This window comes from Salibaculum griseiflavum (assembly GCF_003129565.1).
GTDB lineage: Bacteria > Pseudomonadota > Alphaproteobacteria > Rhodobacterales > Rhodobacteraceae > Salibaculum > Salibaculum griseiflavum.
This window is the reverse complement of sequence record NZ_QETF01000021.1, coordinates 1-22,875: the sequence shown is the minus strand read 5'-3', so window position 1 is coordinate 22,875 and position 22,875 is coordinate 1. Positions and strand designations below refer to the sequence as shown.

The window sequence follows — 22,875 nt, the reverse complement described above, 5'->3', positions numbered from 1 at the left end:
GGGCGTGACATGAGTCTGAGCAGAAATCTACCGGTGGCTGCGGCGCTGATCGCTTTGGCAGGCTGCACGACCGAGGTGCCCGATAGCGGCGCGGGCGTCGGGTTCTCCGATTACACCCAGTATGAGCTGGACCGCGCCCGTCGTGAGGCCGCCCTGCGCGGCGAGGCACGGGCCGAGGCGGCCATGCCCAGCAGCACCGATGCGGCGATCACCGAAACCGACCTTGCCGCCGTGGGGATCGGCACACAGGCGGATGCGTCCGCGCCACAACAGCCCGCCCCGGCGGATGGGGGGCCGCTCGCGGCCAATCCCGGCATTTCCGACGAACAGGATTTCGAGGCCGTCGCCGCCCGCGAAACGATCGAGAGCGATGCCGAGCGGCTGGAACGCCAGGCTGCGGCCTACACGGTAATTGAACCGACTGCGCTGCCGCAGCGTCCGGGCGCGACCGGGCCCAATATCGTGCAATACGCCATCAACGCCCCCAATGACCGGGGCCAGGCGATCTACAGCCGAGGCGGCCTGTCCGGCGAGGCGCGATTCCAGCGCAATTGCGCCAAGTACAACACGCCTGACGATGCGCAGCGCGATTTCCTGTCGCGTGGCGGGCCGCAACGCGACCGGCTGGGCATCGACCCGGACGGAGACGGCTTCGCCTGTGGCTGGGATCCGACCCCCTTCCGTCAGCTGGCGGGCGGCAACTGAGCGGGGCCTTGGCCGCCTCTCCCAATTTCGGTGAACGACGCGGCGGCGTGCTGCCGTCGCTTGTGGTGATCCACTACACGGCGATGGAGGATTGCGACGCTGCCCGCGACTGGTTGTGCAATCCGGACGCCGAGGTGTCGGCGCATTACCTGATCTCCGAGACGGGCGATGTGCATGGGCTCGTCCCCGAGGACAAGCGGGCTTGGCACGCGGGGGCCGGGGCCTGGGGCGCGATCACCGACGTGAATTCCCATTCCATCGGGATCGAGTTGTCGAATACAGGCGCCACGCCCTTTGCCGCTGCCCAGATGGATGCCCTGGAACAGCTTTTGCCCGCTATCCTCGGTCGTTGGGATATTCCGCCGCAGGGCGTGATCGGCCATTCGGATTGTGCACCCGGCCGCAAGATCGACCCCGGCCCGCGCTTTGACTGGGCGCGGCTGGCCCGATCGGGGCTGGCCGTGCAGGCCAGCCCGGTTCCGGGCGCGCGCAACGATGCGGCGGCCTTCCTGCGCGATCTGCATCGCATCGGCTACAGCGCCGGGGTGCCCGGTGAAACCTTGCTCGCCGCCTTTCGCCTGCGGCACCGTCCGGGGGCCACGGGGCCGCTTCGGTCCGCCGATTGCGCCCTCGCGGCCGACCTTGCCCAACGCTTTGGCGTTGACCCGGGCGCGCCCAGTCCCTAAGTCCGTCCCGCGCGAGGGGCCGGATGGCCGGGGGCGGGTTTCGGCCCGTTCCAGGAAAGTCCGGACTCCATCAAGGCACGGTGCCGGGTAACGCCCGGGCGGGGTCGGCATGCCGCCGGTCCCGACGGAAAGCGCCACAGAGAACAGACCGCCGCGCATGCGCGGCAAGGGTGAAAAGGTGGGGTAAGAGCCCACCACGGGGATGGCAACATCGCCGGTATGGCAAGCCCCACCGGGAGCAATGCCGAATAGGGATCCCGCCGCGGGACCGGTGCCGCAAGGCATACCGCCGCAGGGGCCGCCTTGGCCCCGGGGATCCGGGTTGGCAGCTAGAGGGTATCGGCAACGGTGCCCCCAGAGGAATGGTCATCGAACCGGGGCAACCCGGGGAACAGAATCCGGCTTACAGGTCCTTCGCGTATGTTCATCTCTCCGCTGGAGAGATGAAAGGTGGCGCTGGGGTGGTTGGCGCAGCCAATTGCCCGCGGCACCCGGTGGCCGTGCTGGGTGCATACCGGCCGAAAAAGTTTCGGCTATTTTCGTTGACACTCTCGTGGTGGCGATTTCTGTTACCGCTAAAGGAGGCCCCAATGACCTACACCGCAGCAGACACCCGCTATGATCGCATGCCCTATCGCCGCTGTGGGCGGTCCGGTCTGAAACTCCCCGCCATCTCGCTCGGACTGTGGCACAATTTCGGCCATGACACGCCGCACCAGACCAAGCGCGATATCGTCCATACGGCCTTCGATTTGGGCATCACCCATTTCGACCTGGCCAACAATTACGGGCCTCCGCCGGGCAGCGCCGAACATGCGTTCGGGTCGATACTGGCCGAGGATCTGGGTCCCTATCGTGATGAGCTGATCATTTCCTCCAAGGCCGGCTACCTGATGTGGGATGGCCCCTACGGCGAATGGGGCAGCCGCAAATACCTGATCGCGTCCTGTGACCAGTCGCTGAAACGCATGGGGCTGGATTACGTCGACATCTTCTATTCCCACCGCTTCGATCCGGACACGCCGCTGGAGGAAACCATGGGTGCGCTGGATCATATCGTGCGGTCGGGCCGGGCGCTCTATGCCGGGATTTCCAGCTATAACAGCGAACGCACGCGCGAGGCGGTGGCGATCCTGAACGATCTCGGCACGCCCTGCGTGATCCACCAGCCCGCCTACAACATGCTCAACCGCTGGGTCGAGCAGGACGGGCTGAAAGAGACCCTGAACGAGCTGGGCGTCGGGTCCATTGCCTTTACGCCGCTGGCCCAGGGCATGTTGACGAAGAAATACCTTGGCGGCATCCCCGAGGGCAGCCGCGCGACGCAGGACAAGAGCCTCGATCCCGCGATGCTGTCCGAGCGAGCCATCGGCAACCTGCGAAAGCTCAATGAAATCGCGGAAGGTCGTGGCCAGACCCTGGCGCAGATGGCCATTGCCTGGGTGTTGCGCGGCGGGGGGATCACCACGGCGCTGATCGGGGCGTCGAAACCCGAACAGGTGGTCGAATGCGTGGGCGCGGTCGAGAACCTCGACTTCACCGATGCGGAGCTGGCCGAGATCGACAAATATGCCGACGAGGAACAGATCAACCTCTGGGCGCAATCGGCCGAACTGGACTAGGGGGCGCTGCCCCCGCCGGCCGCCGGCCGACTCCCCCGCGGTATTTTCGACCCAAAGAAGCCAGGGCATGAAGGAGACCAGGCCATGATCCGCAACCCGATCCTGCCGGGCTTCAACCCCGACCCGAGTTTCGTGCGCGTGGGCGAGGATTACTATATCGCGACCTCGACCTTCGAATGGTATCCGGGCGTGCAGATCTTTCATTCGCACGACCTGGTGAACTGGGACCTGGTGGCGCGGCCGCTGAACCGGGCTGCGCTTCTGGACATGCGCGGCAACCCGGACTCAGGTGGCATCTGGGCGCCCTGCCTGAGCCATGCGGACGGGCGGTTCTGGCTGGTCTACACGGATGTGAAACGGCTCGATGGTGCCTTCAAGGACGCGCATAACTACGTCACCACCTGCGAGAGGGTGGACGGCGACTGGTCGGACCCGATCCGTGTCAATTCCAAGGGGTTCGACGCCTCGCTTTTCCATGACGATGACGGCCGGAAGTACTTCATCAATCTGGTCTGGAACCATCGCGGCCCCGGCACGGGCGGCAACCCGGCCCATGACAGTTTCGACGGGATCGTGGCACAGGAATGGTCCGAGGCGGGCGGGCTGACCGGGCCGATTATGGAACTCTGGCATGGCACCGACAAGGGCCTGACCGAGGCACCGCATCTGTTCAAGAGGAACGGGTATTACTACCTGACCGTGGCCGAGGGCGGCACCGGCTATGACCACGCGGTGTCCATGGCGCGGGCGCGGGACATCGCCGGCCCCTACGAGGGGCATCCCGACAAGCACCTGATCTGCACTGCCGGCACAGACAGCCCGATCCAGCGCACGGGGCACGGGCAATACGTGGCAACCCATGACGGGCAGCACTACCACACGTTCCTGATGGGGCGGCCCATTCCCGGCCCGGATGGGCGGGAGCGGTTCTGCCCGCTGGGCCGTGAAACCGGGATCGAGCGCGTGGTCTGGCGCGACGACTGGCTGTTCCTCGAACCGGGCGGGCTTGTCCCGCGGGAGGAATTGCCGGGGCTCGCCGAGGTCGGCCCGCGCCCGGCCGCGCCTGCGGTGCATGACTTCGCCGGACCGGATCTGCCGCTAGAGTTCCAGTGGCTGCGCACGCCCGATCGAGACCGGATCTTCCGGGTCGGCGGCGGGCTGACCCTGATCGGGCGTGAAAGCATGGGCAGCTGGTTCGAACAGGCGCTTGTCGCCCGCCGGCAGGAGCATCACGTCTACGCCGCCGAAACCACGCTGGCCGATTTTGCGCCCGAAACCTATCAGCAGGCGGCGGGGCTGGCGACCTATTACAACCGGCACAAGTTCCACATGGTCATCGCCACCGATGAACCCGGGATCGGCCGGTGCCTGCGGGTGGTTTCCTGCCTTGGGGACTACCCGGACAGTGCGCTGACATGGTGCGGCGACCCCGTGCCGCTGGCCGAGGGGCCGGTGGAGTTGCGGGTCGAGGTCGACCATGCCGCGCAACGGTTCCTATGGCGGCAGGGCGGCGATTGGCAGCCCATCGGCGGGGCGCTGGATGCCTCGATCATCTCGGACGAGGGCGGGCGCGGCGAACATGCCAGCTTCACCGGGGCCTTCGTGGGGATGTTCGCGATGGATACGTCGGGTCTGGCGACAGAGGCGCGATTCAGCCGGTTCGGGTATTGGCCGGGGTCGTGAAGGGCCTGTTCGAGCCCATCTCCGACGTTTGTCGGAAGGCTTATCGCCAGCCCCGTTGGCGGTCTGGCGACAGGCCGGCACCTTCGGTGCTATTCGGTCCGCGCTACAGAATGACCGCGTCGTCCTGCGCAGCGGCCATCCTGTTCCGCGCCTAGCCCTCGGCCTTGGCCACGTTCGCCTTCACCGCCCGGAATGCATCCGGCGTCACGGAAATCGAGTCGATCCCGTAGCCCACCAGCAATTCCGCAAACTCCGGGTCGTTCGACGGGGCCTGCCCGCAGAACCCCACCTTGGCCCCGACCGCATGGGCGCGGGTGATCACCTGTTCGATCATCCATTGCACTGCCGGGTCGCGTTCGCGGAACACATGGGCGAGGTTCTCGTTGTCGCGGTCCACGCCAAGTGTCAGCTGGGTCAGGTCGTTGGACCCGATGGAGAACCCGTCGAAGCGTTTCGCAAACTCCTCGGCCAGGATCACGTTGGCGGGGATCTCGCACATGACATAGACCTGAAGCCCGTCCTTGCCGCGTTCCAGCCCGTTCTCGGCCATGACCTCCAGCACGCGGTCGGCCTCTTCGGGGGATCGGCAGAAGGGGATCATCATGATGATGTTGTCGAATCCCTTGACGCCCCGCGCCTTGGCGATGGCCTGGCATTCCAGCGCGAAGCCGTCCTTGTAGCCCTCGGAATAGTAGCGCGAGGCCCCGCGCCAGCCGATCATCGGGTTTTCCTCGTCCGGCTCGAAGCCCGCCCCGCCCAGCAGCGCGGCGTATTCGTTGGTCTTGAAATCCGACATCCGAACGATGACCGGGTTGGGGTAATGGACGGCGGCAATGCGGCTGAGGCCCGTTGCAAGCTGGTCCACGAAATAGGACGGCTTGTCGGGGTAGGCGGCGGTTAGCGCCTCGATCTCTTCGCGGGCTGCCTCGTCCGTGACCTGCTCGAAGCGGGTCAGGGCCAGCGGGTGGACCTTGATCGCGTTGTTCACCACGAATTCCATGCGGGCGAGGCCGACCCCGTCCGCAGGCAGCCGCCACCAGCGCGACGCGGCCGAAGGGTTGGCCATGTTGAACATGACCTTGGTTTTCGTGTCGGGCAACTCGCCCAGGTCGATTTCCTCGACATGGAATTCAGCGCGCCCCTCGTAGACATAGCCCTCTTCGCCTTCCGCGCAGGATACGGTGACAAGCTGTTCGTCATGCAGCACATGGGTCGCATCGCCGGTGCCGACGATGGCCGGCAGGCCCAGCTCCCGGCTGACGATGGCGGCGTGTGATGTCCGCCCGCCGTGGTCGGTGATGATGGCGCTGGCCCGTTTCATGATCGGCACCCAGTCCGGGTCCGTGGTCCCGGTGACAAGGATCGCCCCGTCGATGAAATTGTCGATATCGGCGGCGCTTTCGATCAGGCAGACCGGGCCGCTGGCGATGGCGCCCCCCACGGAAAGGCCGGTTGTCAGGACCGGGCCCTTCTCGTCGATCTCGTAGGATTTGAGCGCCCCCGCGCCGGCGCGGCTTTGCACCGTTTCCGGACGGGCCTGCACGATATACAGTTCGCCCGTGTTGCCGTCGCGGGCCCATTCCATGTCCATCGGGCATTCGTAGTGATCCTCGATCGTCGCGGCCATGCGGGCCAGTTCGACGGTCTCGGCCTCGGACAGCACGAACTGGCCGCGCTCGGCCTTGGAGGTCTTGACGTTCTTCACCGCCTGGCCGCCCTCGGCATAGATCATCTTGATCTCTTTCGCGCCGAGGCTGCGTTCGACGATGGGCACCAGGTCGGGGTTCGACAGGTGCGGCTTGTAGACCATGTATTCGTCCGGCGTCACCGCGCCCTGCACGACGTTTTCGCCCAGGCCCCAGGCCGCGTTGATCAGCACCACCTTGTCGAAGCCCGACTCGGTATCGAGCGAGAACATCACGCCCGAGCCGCCGATATCCGAGCGCACCATCTGCTGAACCCCGATCGACAGTGCCACCTGCATATGGTCGAAGCCCTGCACGGTCCGGTAGGTGATGGCCCGGTCGGTGAAAAGCGATGCGTAGCAACGCTTGCAGGCGGCCAGAAGCGCGGCCTCGCCCTCGACATTCAGAAAGGTCTCCTGCTGCCCGGCGAAAGAGGCATCCGGCAGGTCCTCGGCGGTGGCCGAGGATCGCACGGCCACCGAGGGGTCGTCCTGTCCGGTGCGCTTTGCCATCTCCACATAGGCGGTGCGGATGTCCTCCAGCACGTCCGAGGGCCAATCGCCGCCCACGATCATGGCGCGGATGCGGGTGCCGGCCTCGGCCAGGGTGATCTTGTGATCGGTAAGCGCCTGCATCTCGGCGGCGATGCGGTCATGCAGGTCGTTGTGGTCGATATAGGCGCGATAGGCGTCCGAGGTGGTGGCGAACCCGCCCGGCACGGCGATGCCGCGCCCGCCCAGTTCCTGCACCATTTCCCCAAGCGAGGAATTCTTGCCGCCCACCTTGGCCACGTCGCCGCGGCGCAGATGTTCGAACCAGATCACGTTGTCGGCCATGTCGCCCTCCTGTCGCGTTATGGCTGTGACCTTGGCGGGCAATCTCGGCCCGCGCCTTGATTCAGGTCATGGGATCCTCAGGAGGAATTTCCGCCGCCTTTGCCTGTTGACTCGGGGGCCAAAGCGGGTAGAAGGCGGGCTTCATACGAATTCACGCGCGGCCCTTTGCGCCCGCGGACCAGGAGATGTGACAATGGCGAAGCCGACCACCATCAAGATCCGCCTGAACTCCACCGCGGGGACCGGGCATTTCTACGTGACCAAGAAGAACGCCCGCACCATGACCGAAAAGATGGTCGTGCGTAAGTATGACCCGGTTGCGCGCAAGCATGTCGAATACAAGGAAGGCAAGATCAAGTAAGCGATCTTCCATATCCGAACCGACAGGGGCCGCGCCGCAAGAGCGCGGCCTTTTTCGTTTCTGCAATCCGTTTCCCAGGGAGGGTAAGATGACCCATCTGACGCTTGAGCGGCTCGACGACGGGCGGCAATATCATTTCCGCCCGGCAGGCACCTGCAACGGGCGCCCGATCTATCGGTTCACCGATGCGCGGGAGGTGGCGATTTTCTGGGATGCGGACCACGGCTGGATTGCGCGCGACCCGGCGCGGGGCGTCGTTGCGGGCCGAGGGCCCCGCGATGATGGCGACCGGCCGCCCGAAGGGCTCTGGTCGGGGCGGGCGCAGGAACGGCGCGGCGCGTTTCGCGTGACGCTTGCCGGCTAGAGGGCAGCAACCAGAAGCCAGAACAGGAACAGCGCCTGCGCGATCAGCGTGGCCAGCATGCCCCAGAAGCGCAGCCGCCAATGCAACCCGTGCACCGCGAAATAGGCGCCGTGCATGTAGCGGCCCAGCGTGAACAGCCCCACCGTGAGCCAAAGGGCCGTGGCGGGCGCGCCCTGCAATTCGGCCAGGGCGCAGAGGATCAGGGCGATGGGAATCTGCTCGGCCGCGTTGGCCTGGCCCCGGATCGCCTTGGCCAGCTCCTTGTCGCCATTGTCGCCCAGCACAACCTTGTCCCGGCGGCGGTAGAAGATGACCCGCGCGGTCAGCGCCAGCATGAGCGCGCCATTCACAAGCGCCGCGACAGAGGTGATGGGCAGGTCGGTCATCCGGGCAGGCTAGGGCGGATCAGGCCGAAAAGAAAAGGGCCGCCCCGAAGGACGGCCCCGATACGTTGCGTCAGCGTCAGGATTATTCGCGGCTGCCGAGAAGCTGCAGCAGGAACATGAACATGTTGATGAAGTCCAGGTAAAGGTTCAGCGCGCCCATGATGGCGGCCTTGCCCAGCCATTCCTGATCGCCATGCGCGGCATGGGCGATATAGGTGTTCTTGATGTTCTGCGTGTCATACGCTGTCAGCCCGGCGAAGATCAGCACCCCGATCATCGAGATGGCATACATCACCATCGGCGATTGCAGGAAGATGTTGACGATCATCGCCACGATCAGGCCGATCACACCCATGATCAGGAACGAGCCCCAGCCAGAGATGTCCTTCTTGGTGGTGTAGCCCCAGAGGCTGAGGCCGGCGAAGGCGATCGAGGTGATCAGGAAAACCTGAGCGATCGAGTAGCCGGTGAAGACCAGGAAGATCGAGCTGATCGACACGCCCATGGTCAGGGCGAAGGCGTAGAACACGACCTGTGCCGTGGCCGCCGACATCCGGTTGATCATCGCAGAGAAGCCGAACACGAAGACCAGCGGCGCGAACATGACCACCCATTTCAGGGGGGACGCATAGAGCGCGTAGCCCAGCCCGGTCAGGTATTCGCCCTGTCCGATCTGGTATTGCGTCGGTTCAGTTGTCACCGCCAGACCCGACAGGGCCCAGGCTGCGGCAAAGGTAATGAGCATGCCCACGGACATCGTGCCGTAGACCTTGTTCATATGGGCGCGCAGGCCCGCATCGATCTCTGCCGTCCGGACACCCGAGACACCGGCGCGGACAGTCTGATAGTCAGCCATTCGTTTCCTCCAACGGTTCAAGCCGAGAGCCCGGTCACCATGATGGCGCGGGCCTTCGAAAGAAATATTGTCGCTGGCAGGCTGCTTTTCAAGTGAAACCGGTCCCCCAACACGCTGTTTCTTGGTGCTGCGGTCCGGTTTCGTGCGCGGGCCGTCTTAGCGGGGCAGATCCCAGGCGGGACGTGCGGATTCGCGCAGCGCCTGCGCCTCGGTCAGCCCGAGATCTGACAGCCGGCTGCGATCAAGCGCGGCCAGATCACGGCGTTGCCTCCAGACGGCGAAGATTTTGGCAAGGGACTGGCCCGGACCGCGCGGGGCGGTGAGGGGGCGGGAAGAGGTGGCAGTTAGGGTCGCCATGACGCGTCCTTTCGTGATGGATTGTGGATAATGAATCAGGATGCTTGATATATGGAGCGAGTCGCTTCATTATGAAAATGAATGATTGATGGTTAATGCATAACGGAATGTGATATGCCTCGAAACCTGGACCTGACGGCCCTGCGCTCCTTCGTGACCGTTGCCGATGCCGGTGGCGTCACCCGTGCCGCCGGGCTGCTGCACCTCACGCAATCGGCCGTTTCAATGCAGCTCAAGCGGCTGGAAGAGGGGCTCGGTCTCAGCCTGCTGGACCGCTCCGCCCGCCAGATCGCCCTGACCGGCGAGGGAGAACAGCTGCTCAGCTACGCCCGGCGTATGCTGGCGCTGAATGACGAGGCGGTGGGGCGGCTAACGGCCTCGGATTACGAGGGCGAGATCACGCTCGGTGTCCCCCATGACATCGTGCCGTTCTACATCCCCAAGGTCCTCAAGCGGTTCGCGGCGGATTTTCCGCGCATGCGAGTGAATTTCCTGTCCTCCAACACGCGGGCGCTTCTGGGCCAGTTCGACCGGGGCGAGGTGGACATGATCGTCACCACCGAAGAAGGTGTCAGCCCCGGCGGCGAGACCCTCGCCGAGGTGCCGCTGGTCTGGGTCGGGGCGCCTGGGGGCCGCGCCTGGAAGGACCGCCCGCTGCCTATCGCCTTCGAGACCCAGTGCATCTTTCGGCCCAGCGTGCAGCGTCGGCTGGACGCGGCGGGCATCCCCTGGACCATGCGGGTGGAAACCGGATCGACCCGCACCGTCGAGGCCACGGTCAGCGCCGACCTGGCCATTCACGCCATGCTGTCGGGGTTCTGGGTGCAGGGCACCGAGCCGGTCGATCATGGCGGCGCGCTGCCCGACCTCAAGACCTATTGCATCAATCTCTATCGCGGTCCGACCGGGCTGGGCGAGGTGGAAGAGGCATTGGCCGGCTACCTGCGCGAGGCCTATGGCGCGCTCATGCAGGCCCCGGCACAACAACGACCTTCCCGGTCGATTGCCGCGATCGGATAAGCTCCAGCGCCTCGCCCGCGCGCTCCAGCGACAGGACGTGGCTTACATGGGGGTGCAGGCGCCCAGCCGCATACCAGTCCAAGAGCTCGGCCAGGCTGTCGGTCAGCGCCTCGGGGGCGAATTTCAGGTAGCCGCCCCAGTAGAACCCGATCACGTCGATATTCTTGACCAGAAGGTGATTGGCGGGGATTTGTGGCACGTTGCCGCTGGCGAACCCGATGGTGACGATCCGCCCCTCGCGATTTGTCGCCTTCAGGGCGGCGGTGAAGGCATCCCCGCCGACAGCGTCGTAGACCACGTCCGCCCCGCCAAGGGCCTTGACCTCGGCCGTCAGGTCGGCACCGGCATCTATAAGGTGGTCGGCCCCGGCGGCGCGGGCGACCTGCAGCTTCTCGGGGCCACGGGCCACGGCGATCACCGTTGCCCCCATGGCCTTGCCAATCTCTACAGCGGTCAGGCCGACGCCACCGGCGGCACCCAGAACCAGAAGCGTTTCACCGGGCTGCAATCGTGCCCGGCGCGTCAGGACCAGGTGCGACGTTCCATAGGCCACCTGGAAGCCTGCCGCCTGTTCCGACGGCATGCCGTCGGGCACGGGCTGGCATAGCGCGGCAGAGAATACACCCTGTTCGGCCAAGCCGCCCTGGCCGCCGAAAACGGCGACACGCGTTCCGATGGCCGGCGCGCTGACGCCCGGTCCGTGGGCGCGCACCGTGCCGCACACCTCCATGCCCAGGGTAAAGGGCGGTTGGGGCGTCTCTTGATATTTGCCCTCTGCCATCAGCATGTCGGCGAAGTTCAATCCGCAGGCGGCAATGTCCAGAAGCACCTGGCCCGGCCCCGGCTTTGGCACATCAAGCCGTTCAAGGCCGGGCGGCGTGTCGAATCCGGTCACTCGGAATGCGTGCATGGTGGGGCTCTCAGGATAGAATCGCAATGATTGAAGCCTAGCCTGTCGGGTCGTGGGGGCCAATGCTGCGGTCCGAAATGCCATCAGCAAAACAAGGGACTGTACTTTAGTATAGGTTAGGCGGCCGGTGACCCTGTCTTAAAGGGCAGGTTGGTGCATGCAACCCTTGCGTGTTCGAGGCGCTCCGCGCTTCTTGTTTCACATTACTTGCGGAAACCGGGTGAGACAGACGACACCCCGTGGGTCTCGACGGGTGGTATCGTCGTATTCGGACCGCGAAAAAGGTAACAAGGATAAAGAAATGAAGCACCCTGTCGACGTGCATGTGGGCAAGCGCATCCGGCATCGCCGCTGGATGACGGGCACGACCCAGCAACAACTGGCCGAGAAGGTCGGGATCAAGTTCCAGCAGATCCAGAAATACGAAACCGGCATGAACCGGGTCAGCGCATCGCGCCTTTGGGATATTGCCCATGCGCTGGGCGTCGATATCGCCTTCTTCTTTGAAGGCTATGACGGGGACATGAACGACATGGCGGATGCCGTGGGCCTGCCCGGCGACATCCTTGCCGACAAGGAGGCGCTCGACCTGCTGCGCTCCTACTACGCCATTCCGGAAAACCAGCGCCGCCGACTGTTCGACCTGGCGCGGGTGCTCAGCGACGCGGCCTGACCGGTCGCGTCTGGGGAAGGGCCCGGCGGGTTTGACTTGACCGGGCCGGTGTGACCCCGCTAGGCCGCATTCAAGTCAGCCTGGCGGGGATCGCATGCAACTCGATACAGCCGATATCAATGACCTTTGGGCCTGTGCGCGCGCGATGGCCGATGCCGCGCGGGTCGAGACCTTGCGCCACTTCCGCGTCGGCGTCGCCAGCGACAACAAGCTGGCCGAGGGGTTCGACCCGGTGACCGAGGGCGACCGGGCCGCCGAGCGCGCGATGCGTGCGGTGCTGGCCGAGCGTCGCCCCGAGGATGCGATCCTTGGCGAGGAATACGGCGCGCAGCCCGGCATCACCGGCCTGACATGGGTGCTGGACCCGATCGACGGCACGCGGGCCTATATCTCGGGCACGCCAACCTGGGGGGTGCTGATCTCGGTCAATTCGGAGGAGGGTCCGATCATGGGGCTGATCGACCAGCCCTATATCGGCGAACGATTCGAGGGCGGCGCCGGGCTGGCGGCGATGACCGGGCCGCTGGGGACCGCGCCGCTCAAGGTCAAGGCAACGCGTGACCTTGCCGACGCCACGATCTTCACCACCTTTCCCGAGGTCGGCAGCACCGCCGAAGGGGCCGCCTTTCACGCGGTTGCGAGCCGCTGCAAGCTGACCCGATATGGCATGGATTGCTACGCCTATGCGCTTTTGGCGGCGGGGCAGGTGGACCTGGTGATCGAAGCCGGCTTGTCGTCCTACGACATCTCGGCCCCCATCGCTGTGATTGAAGCCGCTGGCGGCATCGTCACCGATTGGCAGGGCGGCAAGGTGCATGAGGGCGGCAACGCGCTGGCCGCGGCCACGCCAGAGCTGCACGCGGCGGCAATGGAGATCCTGTCGGACGCCTGACGGTCAAGGCTTTGGCACAGGCGTCCGGCTCAGCGCTCCGCGTTGGGCGTCCTCGGGCATGGCAGGGATCAATCGAGGGGATCTCCGGGCAGGATCGCCATACGCCTCTCCCCGACAAAGGCGGGCTTGGCGCTTCGCCATGGGCCCGTTATAAGCGGAATGCGCCCGCGTCCTTCCCCCTTCTGGCGGCGCTCATCTCATCCACCGAAGGGGGTGGCTGAATGATGACGAAAGGACGCGCCATGGTCGATATTCTGATCCGCGAGGCCCAGACCATCCTGACAATGGATGATGATCGCCGCGAACTGACCGGGGCGGATATCCTCGTGCGGGGCGGGGTGATCGCCGCTGTGGGGCAGGGGATCGCCGCCCCCGGTGCGCAGGTGATCGAGGCGCGCGGCTGCGTTGTCACGCCTGGCCTGGTGAACACCCATCACCACCTCTACCAGACCCTGACCCGCGCGGTGCCGGGCGGGCAGGATGCGCTGCTTTTCGGCTGGCTCAAGACGCTTTATCCGATCTGGGCGCGGTTCGGCCCCGAAGAGATGTTCGTCTCGGCCCAGATCGGGCTGGCGGAACTGGCCTTGTCGGGCTGCACGCTGACCTCGGACCACTTGTATCTTTACCCCAACGGGTCCCGGCTGGATGACACCATTGCCGCCGCCCGCGAGGTCGGAATGCGCTTTCACCCCACGCGCGGCGCCATGAGCATCGGCGAAAGCAATGGCGGCCTGCCGCCCGATGCGCTTGTCGAGGACGAAGCCGCGATCCTGAAGGATTGCATCCGCGTCATCGACGCCCATCACGATGCCGCCGAAGGGTCCATGTGCCGCGTCGGCGTCGCGCCCTGTTCGCCGTTTTCCGTCAGCCGCGACCTTATGCGCGAGGCCGCCCTCCTGGCCCGCGACAAGGGTGTGATGCTGCACACCCACCTGGCCGAGAATGACGAGGATATCGCTTATAGCGAGGCCAATTTCGGTTGCCGCCCCGGCCAATATGCCGAGGATCTGGGCTGGACCGGGCCGGATGTGTGGCATGCCCATTGCGTGAAGCTGGACGGTCGGGAAATCGACCTTTTTGCCCGATCGCGGACCGGCGTGGCCCATTGCCCCTGCTCGAATTGCCGGCTTGGGTCGGGTATCGCGCCGGTGCGGGCGATGCGCGATGCAGGTGTGCCCGTGGGGCTGGGGGTCGACGGGTCGGCCAGCAACGATGCGGGCAACCTTGTGGCGGAGGCGCGTCAGGCCATGTTGCTGCAGCGGGTGGTCAATGGCGCCGACGCCATGAGCGCGCGCGAGGCGCTGGAAATCGCCACGCGCGGCGGCGCCGATGTCCTGGGCCGGCCCGAGTGTGGCCGTATCGCACCCGGGAAACGCGCGGATATCGCCATATGGGATGTGTCGGGGATCGAGGCGGCGGGCAGCTGGGACAAGGCCGCGGTTTTGCTGGCCGGCCCGACGCGGGTGCGGGATCTGATCGTCGAAGGCCGCCGGATCGTGGCCGATGGCCGCGTGACCAGTTTCGATCTCGACGCGGCCATTGCCCGTCAAGCGCGGTTGGTGCAAGACTTGGCCCTGTGATCCGTAACCCCGACAGGTCCCCGATGAGACCCATTTTTGCCGCTCCTGCCGCTGCCCTTCTGGCGGCTTGCATGCAAAGCGCTCCGGCGCCGAACACCACCGTGACCATGGCCGAAGCGCCACCTCCGGCCGCGGCCCGCGTCGAACAAGGTGCCGGAACCGTCGCGCAAGTGGATGTCGCGGGCGTCCTGAACCGGGCGCGCACCGAAAATGGCCGCCCCGCCATGGTCGAAAGCCCCCGTTTGTCCGCGGCGGCCCGGTCCTATGCCGATCTCATGGCACGCACGGGTCATTTCTCGCATGACGGCCCCGACGGCAGCAGCTTTGCCGACCGCGCCCGCGCGGCGGGCTATGGCTGCGCGCGGGCCGAAAACATCGCCTACGGCCCGATGACCGATGCCCAGGTGGTCGCAAACTGGATGACGTCGCCCGGCCATCGCCGCAACATCCTTTTGAGCGACGCGCGCGAGTTCGGCTATGGCCGCGCCGGCGACAAGATGGTCCTGATGCTGGGGACGGGCTGCTAGGCGCGGGAAACCCGCTGTCCCGACAGCCAGACCTCCCGCACCGCGCGATCGTCGCCCATCATGATGGTCGGGAAAACCGCTTCCCAGATGTCCTCGGCCCGGGTGCTGCGCTGGGCGATAGCGGGGGTCGAGGCCAGGTCGAGGATGCACAGGTCTGCATGGGCGCCGGGGGTCAGCGTGCCGATCTGTCCGCCCATGTGCAGCGCGCGGGCCGAGCCCTCGGTCGCCAGCCACAGCAGCTGCGACGGGTGCAACGGGGTGCCGCGCAGCTGGCCGATCTCGTAGGCCGCCGCCATGGTCCGCAGCATCGAGAAACTGGACCCGCCCCCGGTATCGGTTGCCAGCCCCACAGGTATCCCCCGCGCCTTCAGCCCTTCCATGTCGAACAGCCCCGAGCCGATGAAGGTGTTCGAGGTCGGGCAGTGGACGACCGCCGCGCCGGTTTCGGCCAGTCGGTCAATCTCGCGCGGTTCAAGGTGGATGGCGTGGCCGTATAGGCCGCGTTCCCCCAGCAGCCCGTGTTGCTCATACGTATCCAGGTAATCGCGTGCTGAAGGGAACAGGTCGCGCACCCAGGCGATTTCATCGGTCTGCTCGCTCAGATGAGTCTGCATAAGGCAGTCGGGATGCGCCGCCCAGAGCGCGCCCATCGCCTCCAGCTGCTCGGGCGTCGAGGTGGGCGAGAAGCGCGGCGTGATCGCATAGGTCGCGCGGCCCCTGCGATGCCAGGCCTCCAGCAGGGCCTTGCTGGCGTCGTGGGCCGATTGCGGCGTGTCGCGCAGCCCCTCGGGCGCGTTCCGGTCCATGCAGGTCTTGCCCGCGACCACGCCCATGCCCCGCGCTTCGGCGGCCTCGAAAAAGGCGGTCACGCTTTCGGGGTGGATGGTGCAGAAACTGGCAAGCGTCGTGGTGCCATTCGCCAGCGCCAGCTCGAGCGTCACATCCGCCTGCGCCCGCGCATAGGCCGGATCGCCAAAACGCATTTCTTCCGGAAAGGTATAGCTGTTGAGCCAGTCGATCAGCCTCTTGCCCCAGCTGGCGATCATGCCGGTCTGGGGATAGTGCATATGGGCATCGACGAAGCCCGGCAGGATCAGCGCGTCGCCGTAATCCGTCACCTCGGCTTGCGGATGGTCCCGGCGCAACGCATCGGCCTCGCCCGTGGCCAAGATCCGGCCCTCGCGCAGCAGAACCCCGCCGCGTGAGCTATGCCGACACACCCTTTGCCACGCTTCGGCAAGGGGATCGCCGTCAAACCAAAGAACCTGTCCGAGCAGTAGAATATCCGTCATCCGGGCAGACTAGAACCGGCCGCTTTCGAGGTCCATCGCCTTCCGGCCAGAGACAGCTTTCGGTTTTGCGCGAAACTGGGGCGCTTCCGGCCTTGAGAGCGGCTTGGCTTTCTCTATGCTGCGGTGCAGTGCAAGGGGGTGCGATGCCAGAACTCACCGATATCGTAGAGGGTGAACGCGACCAGCTGACCGACCGCATCGTGGCCATGATCCTCGACGCGGTGGAGGGGCGCGACACCGTCGCACTGGAAGAGATTCTGGCGCCGCTGCACCCCGCCGATATCGCCGACCTTCTGGAGCAGATCGACGACCGCGACCGCAAGGACCTGATCCGCCTGTGGCCCCACGGGATCGACGGCGACGTGCTGTCGGAACTGGACGAGGCCCTGCGCGACGATGTCATTGCCGCCCTTCCCGCCGAGGCGCTGGCCGTTGCCGTGCGTGACCTGGAATCGGACGACGTCGTCGATCTGGTCGAGGACATGGACAGCGACCAGCAGGAGGCGGTGCTCGATGCGCTGGAAGCTCCCGACCGGGTCGCCGTCGAAACCGCGCTCAGTTACCCCGAGGAATCCGCTGGCCGCCTCATGCAGGTCGAGGTGGTGCGTGCGCCGGTCCATTGGACCGTGGGCGAGACCATCGACTACCTGCGCAGCCATGACGACCTGCCCGAACAGTTCTATCACGTGGTCCTGGTCGATCCGCGCATGAAGCCCGAGGGCTACGTCACGCTGGGCCGCTTGCTGGGATCACCGCGCGCCACGAAGATGGCGGACCTGACCGAAGACAGTTTCCGCACCTTCCGCGTTGACCAGGACGAGGGCGACGTGGCCTATGCCTTCAACCAGTATCACCTGATTTCGGCCCCGGTCGTGGACGAGGATGACCGCCTGGTCGGCGTGATCACCATCGACGACGCCATGGCCGTGCTGGACGAGGAACACGAGGAGGACATCCTGCGCCTGGCCGGTGTCGGTGAAGGCAGCCTGGCCGACCGGGTGATCGGCACGACCAAGCGCCGCTTTCCCTGGCTGGCCGTCAACCTCGTCACGTCGATCCTCGCCTCGCTGGTGATCGCTCTCTTCGAGGACGTGATCGCCGGACTTGTGGCGCTGGCGGTGCTGATGCCGATCGTCGCCTCCATGGGCGGCAATGCGGGCACCCAGTCGCTGACCGTGGCGGTGCGCGCCATTGCCACCAAGGACCTCACCGGCGCCAATGTCTGGCGGGTCATCCGGCGCGAGGTGCTGGTCGGCCTTGTGAATGGCCTGATCTTCGCGGTGGTCATGGGGCTGATCGGCTGGGCCTGGTTCAGCGAGCCCATGCTGGGCGTGGTGATCGCCATCGCCATGGTGATCAACCTCGTGGTGGCGGGGCTCGCGGGCACGGTGATTCCCGTCGCGCTCGAGAAGCTCGGGATCGACCCGGCCCTGGCCTCGGGCGCCTTCGTGACGACCGTCACCGATGTGGTCGGCTTCTTCGCCTTCCTGGGACTGGCCGCGGTGATGCTCCTATGACCCCCGACGACCGCAAGGCCGCGGCGCGCAAGGCCGCCTTCGCTGCCCGCAAACGGGCCCATGACAGCGGCGTGGGCCATGCCGGCCACCTCAGCCAGGTGCTGGCGGGCTATCGCGGCGTGCCGCTGGCGGGTTACATGGCCATGCGCACCGAGATCGACCCGACCCCCGCCATGGAGGAAGCCGCCGCCCACGGGCCGGTCTGCGTGCCGGTCATCATCGGCAAGGGCCAGCCGCTGAAATTCCGCGAATGGGCGCCAGGTTGCAAAATGATTCCCGGTGAATTCGGGGCGCAGATCCCCGAAACCGGCGCCTGGATCGACCCGGAAATCCTGATCGTGCCTCTCGTCGCCTTCTCGCGCCAGGGCGGGCGGCTCGGCTACGGCGGCGGCTTCTACGATCGCACCCTCGAAGGCTTGCGCGCGAAACGGTCCACGCTCGCCATCGGTTTCGCCTATGCCGCCCAGGAACTGCCCGACTTGCCCCTGGAACCCACCGACCAGCCGCTCGACCTGATCGTGACGGAACAGGGCGTGATCGAACCCTGACTTTCTTCGGACCATCTTAAGGACCATCACCAGGAGGAGTTCCGAAATGACTGTTTGCGCTGATTGCGGCAAACGCCTTAGCTGGAGCCAGGTGCGCGAAGGCGGGGTCTGCAAGGATTGCTTCATAGCGCGCAAGAAAGGTGGCACTACTGCGGAACGCGAAGACGCTGCCGCGGAAAGGCTTGCTGAGATCGAACGGATTCTACTGACGACAGAAACCTGCCCCAGGGGCCTGGACATCATCGAACGCCTCGAAGTTGTGACGGCCGAATGCGCTTTCGGCATGAATGTCTTCAAGGACCTCTTCGCGGGCATTCGTGATATCGTCGGCGGTCGTTCCGAAGCTGTGCAAGAAACCTTGAGAGAGTCGCGGCGCACCGCCTTGTTCGAATTGAAGAAGGAAGCGAACCGCATTGGTGCAAATGCCGTCGTGGCCATTGATCTTGACTATGTAGAGTTGTCCGGCGCTGGCAACATGGTGTTATTGGTCGCGTCTGGAACCGCCGTAAGGATTCAGCCGAACGAAGAGTAGCTCTGCCAGCTCGCTTGCTTGGTGACGTCCCGACGAGAGGTCGCAGCACGCTGCCCTTTCTTCGGACCCCGAAATATCCCGGGGTGAATTGGCCGCAGGCCAAGAGGGGCAGCGCCCCTGGCCCGCAGGCGGCGCCGAAGGCGACGGCGAGGCGATCCTGCGTGGCGCAAGCCACCCCGTTTGGGTCGTGAGGTAGTTTCACTCCTCAATGCTATGGAAACTTGCTTGTCACGGATTCTGACAAAGAGCCGACGGTCACCAGTCTGAAGTCTGTTGGTTTACCTTTGGCCATGCGACAATCTTCTTACCTTTGGTTCGTCAGAATGGGCCGCGCGAAATCTGAAAGCGACCAGAGGCTTTTGTGCACGGACCGCAATTCCGCCGCCCGCTGCCACGAGATCGATACATGAGAAGTATTCGCTGGCTCCGGCATCGATCATGTCGTTGATGTCAGAGACCCTTTTGTAAGCACCGCCATGCACAGAAACCACATAGCGCCTTTCATCCTTTGGCTGAACAACAGATCGCGCCACCTCAAAGGATTCATCGAACTGACGGCGCAAGGCTTCGACCTGTGAGGGCGGACCCAGAAACTCGCAGGCCCCGTCTCCAGAAAGTATTGAGAAGAAGAGCAGGTCGGTGGCTAGATCGCCTACGATGCCCGATGCCTCAGATGGAGCAATACCCAGCTTTGAAAAGGCTGATAGTAGGTAGACTCTTGCGATCTCGTAGGCATCGTGCTTGGCCCAACGTCCCTTCTCCTTCTCGGGTAGGTATCCTCTTTGCCGCCACAGGCGCAGAAGTGGCTGCGGAAGCCGCGTGATCTCCAAGACCTCTTTAGCGCCGAACGTTTGGTACTCGACATTCCAACTGTCTCTCAGGCCCATGGCTCTTCCCGCTTTTCGACGCTTATCCTAGAGCAGCTTAGCAGGTTAAAAACGTATCGTCGATACGAAAATAGTTGCAGTGATACTATTTTCGCATTAAATGGATTTGGGGGCGCGACTGCTTGAGGAGGGAAGGTGAACCGGCTGAGTCAAGAAACTAGAGAGGGTATCGTTCATTCGTTGGTCGAGTGTGCTTCACAGAGATCATGCGAGCGCCGTTACAAGGTGAGCAACAAGACTGTGGCAAAGCTCGCCAACGACGTTGGAGAGATGGCCATCCGCCATATCGCGCAGACCAAAGGCCTTCGCGTACGCCAGATACAGGCGGATGAACTTTGGGCGTTCGTGAAAGTGAAGCAGAAGAACGTCATGCGTCAGAAGGTGCAGGAGGTAGGCGCAGGTACGGTATGGACCTACCTCGCCATCTGCTCAGACACCAAATTCATTGTGGGTTATCGGCTGGGCGACCGTAAGCTGGCAGACGCCCGCGGATTCTATCAATCAATCAGAGACAAGCTGGAAGTCGATGAGGACGGAGAACTCACGCAAAGGCTCGAGATTTTGACTGATGGATTGATGGCGTATGACGAAGCAGGCGAGATCGTTTTCGGGGACGAGGCCGACCGAGCGATGCTCATAAAGCAATACAGCCAAACCAACGATGCAGGCGAACCAACACCAGCAAGTCGCTATCAAGGTGCCGAGCGTAGGGTGCTGGCGGGCGACATCGAAGAAAAGGCGATCACTACGTACGCCGTCGAACGCTTCAACCTGACTCTTAGGATGTTCAACAAGAGGTATACGAGGAAGAGTAACGCGTTCTCGAAAAAGCTTCGAAACCACGAGCGTGCTTTGGCCTTGACCATCATGTATTACAATTACTGCTGGCTTCCCTACCCCACAACAAGGATTTGCAGAGAGACGGGGGAGGTGCTGCAGGAGAAGCGTGCGACACCGGCGATGGAGATGGGCCTCACAGATCGTGTTTGGGAAATCTCGGATTTGCTGGAACTCACGGATGCCTATCTAGCGGACGTTCGAGCCAGCGCCCGCTGTACGTCGACCGATCTGGTGGTCGGCCCAGAAGTCGAAAAAGGACCAGAGGCGTTTTGGGTCTATTCTAGCGAACAGCACAACTCCGCGAAGGTCCACACAGCGGAATGCGTAAATTGCAATCATGGAACCGGTCGTCGTGGAGGCGGTGCGAAGTACGGCAAGTGGCACGGCTGTGAGACGCTTGAAGAGGCGGTCACGCTGGCCCAGCACCTTCAGCCGCATGACAATGGAATTTGCAAGATGTGTCTCGGCTCGTATCGGAAGTCTGGCTACCGAGGTCCACGTGCGACATCCTCTCGAAGTCCATCCCGCAAACTTCTGAACTAGAGAACTGAAGAAGCACAGGTTTCGACTGGTGACACTTGCGCAGAAATGAAATGATGGCGCGGAACCATGTCGCCACGGACGACAAGCGAAACGAGCACAAAATGACGGACCGAACCCAGATCGAAAAGGTAGACAACGAAACGCCGGGTCAACGCGATGAGCTGTTGAACCGCCTCAAGGCTTCCGTGCCCGAGGCGTTTTCGGACGGGAAGCTGGATGTCGAGGCCCTGCAAGCCCTGTTGGGCGACAAGGTGGAGGACGGGCCGGAGCGGTTCACCTTCACTTGGGCGGGCAAGCGGGATGCGATGGCGATGCTGCAAGCGCCGTCTTCTGCCACGCTGGCCCCTGACCCGGACAACAGCATCAACTTCGATGACGCGCAGCATGTTTTCATCGAGGGCGAGAACCTTGAAGTGCTCAAGGTGCTCTACAGGTCCTACTTTGGCCGCGTGAAGCTCATCTACATCGACCCGCCCTATAACACGGGCAACGATTTCATCTATCCCGACAACTTCGCAGACCCTTTGGACCACTACCTGAAACTGACTGGCCAGCGCACTGAGGAGGGGGACGACACGACCAGCAAGACGGAAACGGCGGGGCGGCTGCATTCCGGCTGGCTGTCGATGATGTATCCGAGGTTGTCGCTGGCGCGTCAGTTGCTCAGGGAAGACGGTTTCGTCGTCGTCAGCATTGATGATGATGAATTGCCAAACCTGATACGGCTCATGGACGAGCTCTTTGGCGAAGAGAACCGCGCCGCCGTTCTTGTCTACGACAGAAATCGCAAGAATGACGCAAAGCTCTTCTCAGTCGGTCACGAATACATGGTCGTCTATGCTCGAAATCGAGCATGGCTAAAAGAGAACGACATAATACTTCGAGCGCCCAAGGAAGGAATAGAAGAAATCCGAGACCTATTTGAGAAGTCGCGCAAGAAGCACGGTGATGATTGGGCGAAGGTACGGGAAGACATTCTGGCATTCTATGAAACCTATGAAGAAGATGATCCTAGAAAACCTTTAGCGCGGTATCGAAAGGTTGATGAACGAGGCCCGTACAGGGACGACGGCAACATAAATTGGCCGGGCGGCGGAGGGCCACGTTACAGAATATCCCACCCTGTCACACGCAAGCCGGTCAAGTTGCCAACAAGTGGTTGGCGATATCCAACTCGCCGTCGATTCCTCGAAGTTTGCCGAGAAGGAAGGATCGTATTCGGAAAGGATGAAACGACTGTTCCGGGCGTTCGCAGCAACATGTTCGATGCCGACGTGCAGGTGATGCATAGCGTTACCTTTAGCTATGCCCAAACCGCTGCGACACAATTCGCTGATATTTTTGGCGGCAAGAAGACCTTTGACAATCCAAAGAGCTATACCGATCTCGAACGTCTCGTTGGGTATCTTTCGGAACCCGGGGACACCGTCTTAGATTTCTTCGCCGGGGGGGATGTCCCGACGGATGTTGAAACTTTGAAAAAGGGTGGCGTTGCTTCCCCTGAGCCGTAGGCTCGGGGTGATCAAACCAAAAAGGAAGCAACACCATGAAGACGACTACCACATCCTCCAGT

Annotated in this window: 23 protein-coding genes and 1 other RNA gene; 17 read left to right on the top strand and 7 right to left on the bottom strand. The window is 63.8% G+C overall.

Annotation, left to right across the window (positions count from 1 at the left end; all coding sequences use genetic code 11):
• The first annotated feature begins 9 nt into the window (after positions 1–9).
• The 5 genes from DFK10_RS14555 to DFK10_RS14535 all read left to right on the top strand — a co-directional run bounded on the left by DFK10_RS14555 (position 10) and on the right by DFK10_RS14535 (position 4,696).
• Positions 10–705 (top strand): hypothetical protein, encoded by a 696-nt coding sequence (locus DFK10_RS14555; protein WP_109389760.1) that lies wholly within the window; start codon positions 10–12, stop codon positions 703–705.
• An 8-nt stretch (positions 706–713) separates the two neighbouring features.
• The gene (locus DFK10_RS14550) at positions 714–1,391 is read left to right on the top strand and encodes an N-acetylmuramoyl-L-alanine amidase (protein ID WP_109389759.1); all 678 of its coding nucleotides are present in this window, start codon (positions 714–716) and stop codon (positions 1,389–1,391) included.
• An 11-nt stretch (positions 1,392–1,402) separates the two neighbouring features.
• Positions 1,403–1,813: RNase P RNA component class A (gene rnpB / locus DFK10_RS14545), an RNA gene on the top strand.
• 168 nt (positions 1,814–1,981) lie between these two features.
• Positions 1,982–3,013 (top strand): L-glyceraldehyde 3-phosphate reductase, encoded by a 1,032-nt coding sequence (mgrA, locus tag DFK10_RS14540; RefSeq protein WP_109389758.1) that lies wholly within the window; start codon positions 1,982–1,984, stop codon positions 3,011–3,013.
• An 84-nt stretch (positions 3,014–3,097) separates the two neighbouring features.
• Positions 3,098–4,696 (top strand): glycoside hydrolase family 43 protein, encoded by a 1,599-nt coding sequence (locus DFK10_RS14535; protein ID WP_109389757.1) that lies wholly within the window; start codon positions 3,098–3,100, stop codon positions 4,694–4,696.
• A gap of 151 nt (positions 4,697–4,847) precedes the next feature.
• On the opposite strand, the gene ppsA is transcribed toward DFK10_RS14535, so the two are convergent.
• The gene (gene ppsA / locus DFK10_RS14530) at positions 4,848–7,217 is read right to left on the bottom strand and encodes a phosphoenolpyruvate synthase (protein WP_109389756.1); all 2,370 of its coding nucleotides are present in this window, start codon (positions 7,215–7,217) and stop codon (positions 4,848–4,850) included.
• Positions 7,218–7,410: 193 nt separating this feature from the next.
• Between ppsA and rpmG the strand changes: the two genes are divergently transcribed.
• Both rpmG and DFK10_RS16540 read left to right on the top strand, forming a co-directional pair.
• Positions 7,411–7,578, top strand: a complete 168-nt coding sequence (rpmG, locus tag DFK10_RS14525; protein WP_039682682.1) for a 50S ribosomal protein L33 — start codon at positions 7,411–7,413, stop codon at positions 7,576–7,578.
• A gap of 88 nt (positions 7,579–7,666) precedes the next feature.
• Positions 7,667–7,942, top strand: a complete 276-nt coding sequence (locus DFK10_RS16540; RefSeq protein WP_217810170.1) for a hypothetical protein — start codon at positions 7,667–7,669, stop codon at positions 7,940–7,942.
• Here DFK10_RS16540 and DFK10_RS14515 read toward each other — a convergent pair.
• The 3 genes from DFK10_RS14515 to DFK10_RS14505 all read right to left on the bottom strand — a co-directional run bounded on the left by DFK10_RS14515 (position 7,939) and on the right by DFK10_RS14505 (position 9,541).
• Positions 7,939–8,328, bottom strand: coding sequence for an MAPEG family protein (locus tag DFK10_RS14515; protein ID WP_109389754.1), 390 nt, complete (start codon positions 8,326–8,328; stop codon positions 7,939–7,941). The two genes, DFK10_RS16540 and DFK10_RS14515, sit on opposite strands and share 4 nt — an antisense overlap.
• Before the next feature lie 82 nt (positions 8,329–8,410).
• Positions 8,411–9,184 (bottom strand): Bax inhibitor-1/YccA family protein, encoded by a 774-nt coding sequence (locus DFK10_RS14510; RefSeq protein ID WP_109389753.1) that lies wholly within the window; start codon positions 9,182–9,184, stop codon positions 8,411–8,413.
• 156 nt (positions 9,185–9,340) lie between these two features.
• Positions 9,341–9,541 carry a DUF1127 domain-containing protein gene (locus DFK10_RS14505; protein WP_109389752.1) on the bottom strand — a complete coding sequence of 67 codons (201 nt, stop codon included), beginning with the start codon at positions 9,539–9,541 and terminating at the stop codon, positions 9,341–9,343.
• A gap of 114 nt (positions 9,542–9,655) precedes the next feature.
• On the opposite strand from DFK10_RS14505, the gene DFK10_RS14500 reads away from it, so the two are divergent.
• The gene (locus DFK10_RS14500) at positions 9,656–10,561 is read left to right on the top strand and encodes a LysR family transcriptional regulator (protein WP_109389751.1); all 906 of its coding nucleotides are present in this window, start codon (positions 9,656–9,658) and stop codon (positions 10,559–10,561) included.
• Here DFK10_RS14500 and DFK10_RS14495 read toward each other — a convergent pair.
• Positions 10,506–11,471, bottom strand: a complete 966-nt coding sequence (locus DFK10_RS14495) for an NADPH:quinone oxidoreductase family protein (protein WP_109389750.1) — start codon at positions 11,469–11,471, stop codon at positions 10,506–10,508. The two genes, DFK10_RS14500 and DFK10_RS14495, sit on opposite strands and share 56 nt — an antisense overlap.
• A 301-nt stretch (positions 11,472–11,772) precedes the next feature.
• On the opposite strand from DFK10_RS14495, the gene DFK10_RS14490 reads away from it, so the two are divergent.
• The 4 genes from DFK10_RS14490 to DFK10_RS14475 all read left to right on the top strand — a co-directional run bounded on the left by DFK10_RS14490 (position 11,773) and on the right by DFK10_RS14475 (position 15,143).
• The gene (locus tag DFK10_RS14490) at positions 11,773–12,144 is read left to right on the top strand and encodes a helix-turn-helix domain-containing protein (RefSeq protein WP_109389749.1); all 372 of its coding nucleotides are present in this window, start codon (positions 11,773–11,775) and stop codon (positions 12,142–12,144) included.
• A gap of 94 nt (positions 12,145–12,238) precedes the next feature.
• A complete protein-coding gene (locus DFK10_RS14485) occupies positions 12,239–13,036 on the top strand; it encodes an inositol monophosphatase family protein (RefSeq protein WP_235866859.1) in 798 nt (265 codons plus the stop codon).
• Positions 13,037–13,278: 242 nt separating this feature from the next.
• Complete coding sequence (locus tag DFK10_RS14480; RefSeq protein ID WP_109389748.1) at positions 13,279–14,616, top strand: 8-oxoguanine deaminase; 1,338 nt, start codon at positions 13,279–13,281, stop codon at positions 14,614–14,616.
• Between the two features lie 71 nt (positions 14,617–14,687).
• Positions 14,688–15,143 carry a CAP domain-containing protein gene (locus DFK10_RS14475; protein ID WP_235866858.1) on the top strand — a complete coding sequence of 152 codons (456 nt, stop codon included), beginning with the start codon at positions 14,688–14,690 and terminating at the stop codon, positions 15,141–15,143.
• On the opposite strand, the gene guaD is transcribed toward DFK10_RS14475, so the two are convergent.
• Entirely contained in the window at positions 15,140–16,435 is a 1,296-nt protein-coding gene (gene guaD / locus DFK10_RS14470; protein WP_109389746.1) for a guanine deaminase, read from the bottom strand. The two genes, DFK10_RS14475 and guaD, sit on opposite strands and share 4 nt — an antisense overlap.
• A gap of 143 nt (positions 16,436–16,578) precedes the next feature.
• On the opposite strand from guaD, the gene mgtE reads away from it, so the two are divergent.
• The 3 genes from mgtE to DFK10_RS14455 are packed head-to-tail and all read left to right on the top strand — an operon-like array spanning position 16,579 to position 19,032.
• Entirely contained in the window at positions 16,579–17,952 is a 1,374-nt protein-coding gene (mgtE, locus tag DFK10_RS14465; protein ID WP_109389745.1) for a magnesium transporter, read from the top strand.
• Positions 17,949–18,500, top strand: a complete 552-nt coding sequence (locus tag DFK10_RS14460) for a 5-formyltetrahydrofolate cyclo-ligase (RefSeq protein ID WP_109389744.1) — start codon at positions 17,949–17,951, stop codon at positions 18,498–18,500. The genes mgtE and DFK10_RS14460 overlap by 4 nt, the downstream gene beginning before the upstream one ends.
• A gap of 46 nt (positions 18,501–18,546) precedes the next feature.
• Positions 18,547–19,032: a YbjQ family protein gene (locus DFK10_RS14455; protein ID WP_109389743.1), complete on the top strand. Its 486-nt coding sequence runs from the start codon at positions 18,547–18,549 to the stop codon at positions 19,030–19,032.
• A 278-nt stretch (positions 19,033–19,310) separates the two neighbouring features.
• Here DFK10_RS14455 and DFK10_RS14450 read toward each other — a convergent pair whose 3' ends face one another.
• Positions 19,311–19,919: a hypothetical protein gene (locus tag DFK10_RS14450; RefSeq protein WP_109389742.1), complete on the bottom strand. Its 609-nt coding sequence runs from the start codon at positions 19,917–19,919 to the stop codon at positions 19,311–19,313.
• Between the two features lie 225 nt (positions 19,920–20,144).
• Between DFK10_RS14450 and DFK10_RS14445 the strand changes: the two genes are divergently transcribed.
• Positions 20,145–21,302, top strand: a complete 1,158-nt coding sequence (locus DFK10_RS14445) for an IS1 family transposase (RefSeq protein WP_146193278.1) — start codon at positions 20,145–20,147, stop codon at positions 21,300–21,302.
• A 101-nt stretch (positions 21,303–21,403) separates the two neighbouring features.
• Positions 21,404–22,813, top strand: coding sequence for a site-specific DNA-methyltransferase (locus tag DFK10_RS14440; RefSeq protein ID WP_217810169.1), 1,410 nt, complete (start codon positions 21,404–21,406; stop codon positions 22,811–22,813).
• The last annotated feature ends 62 nt before the right edge of the window (positions 22,814–22,875 follow it).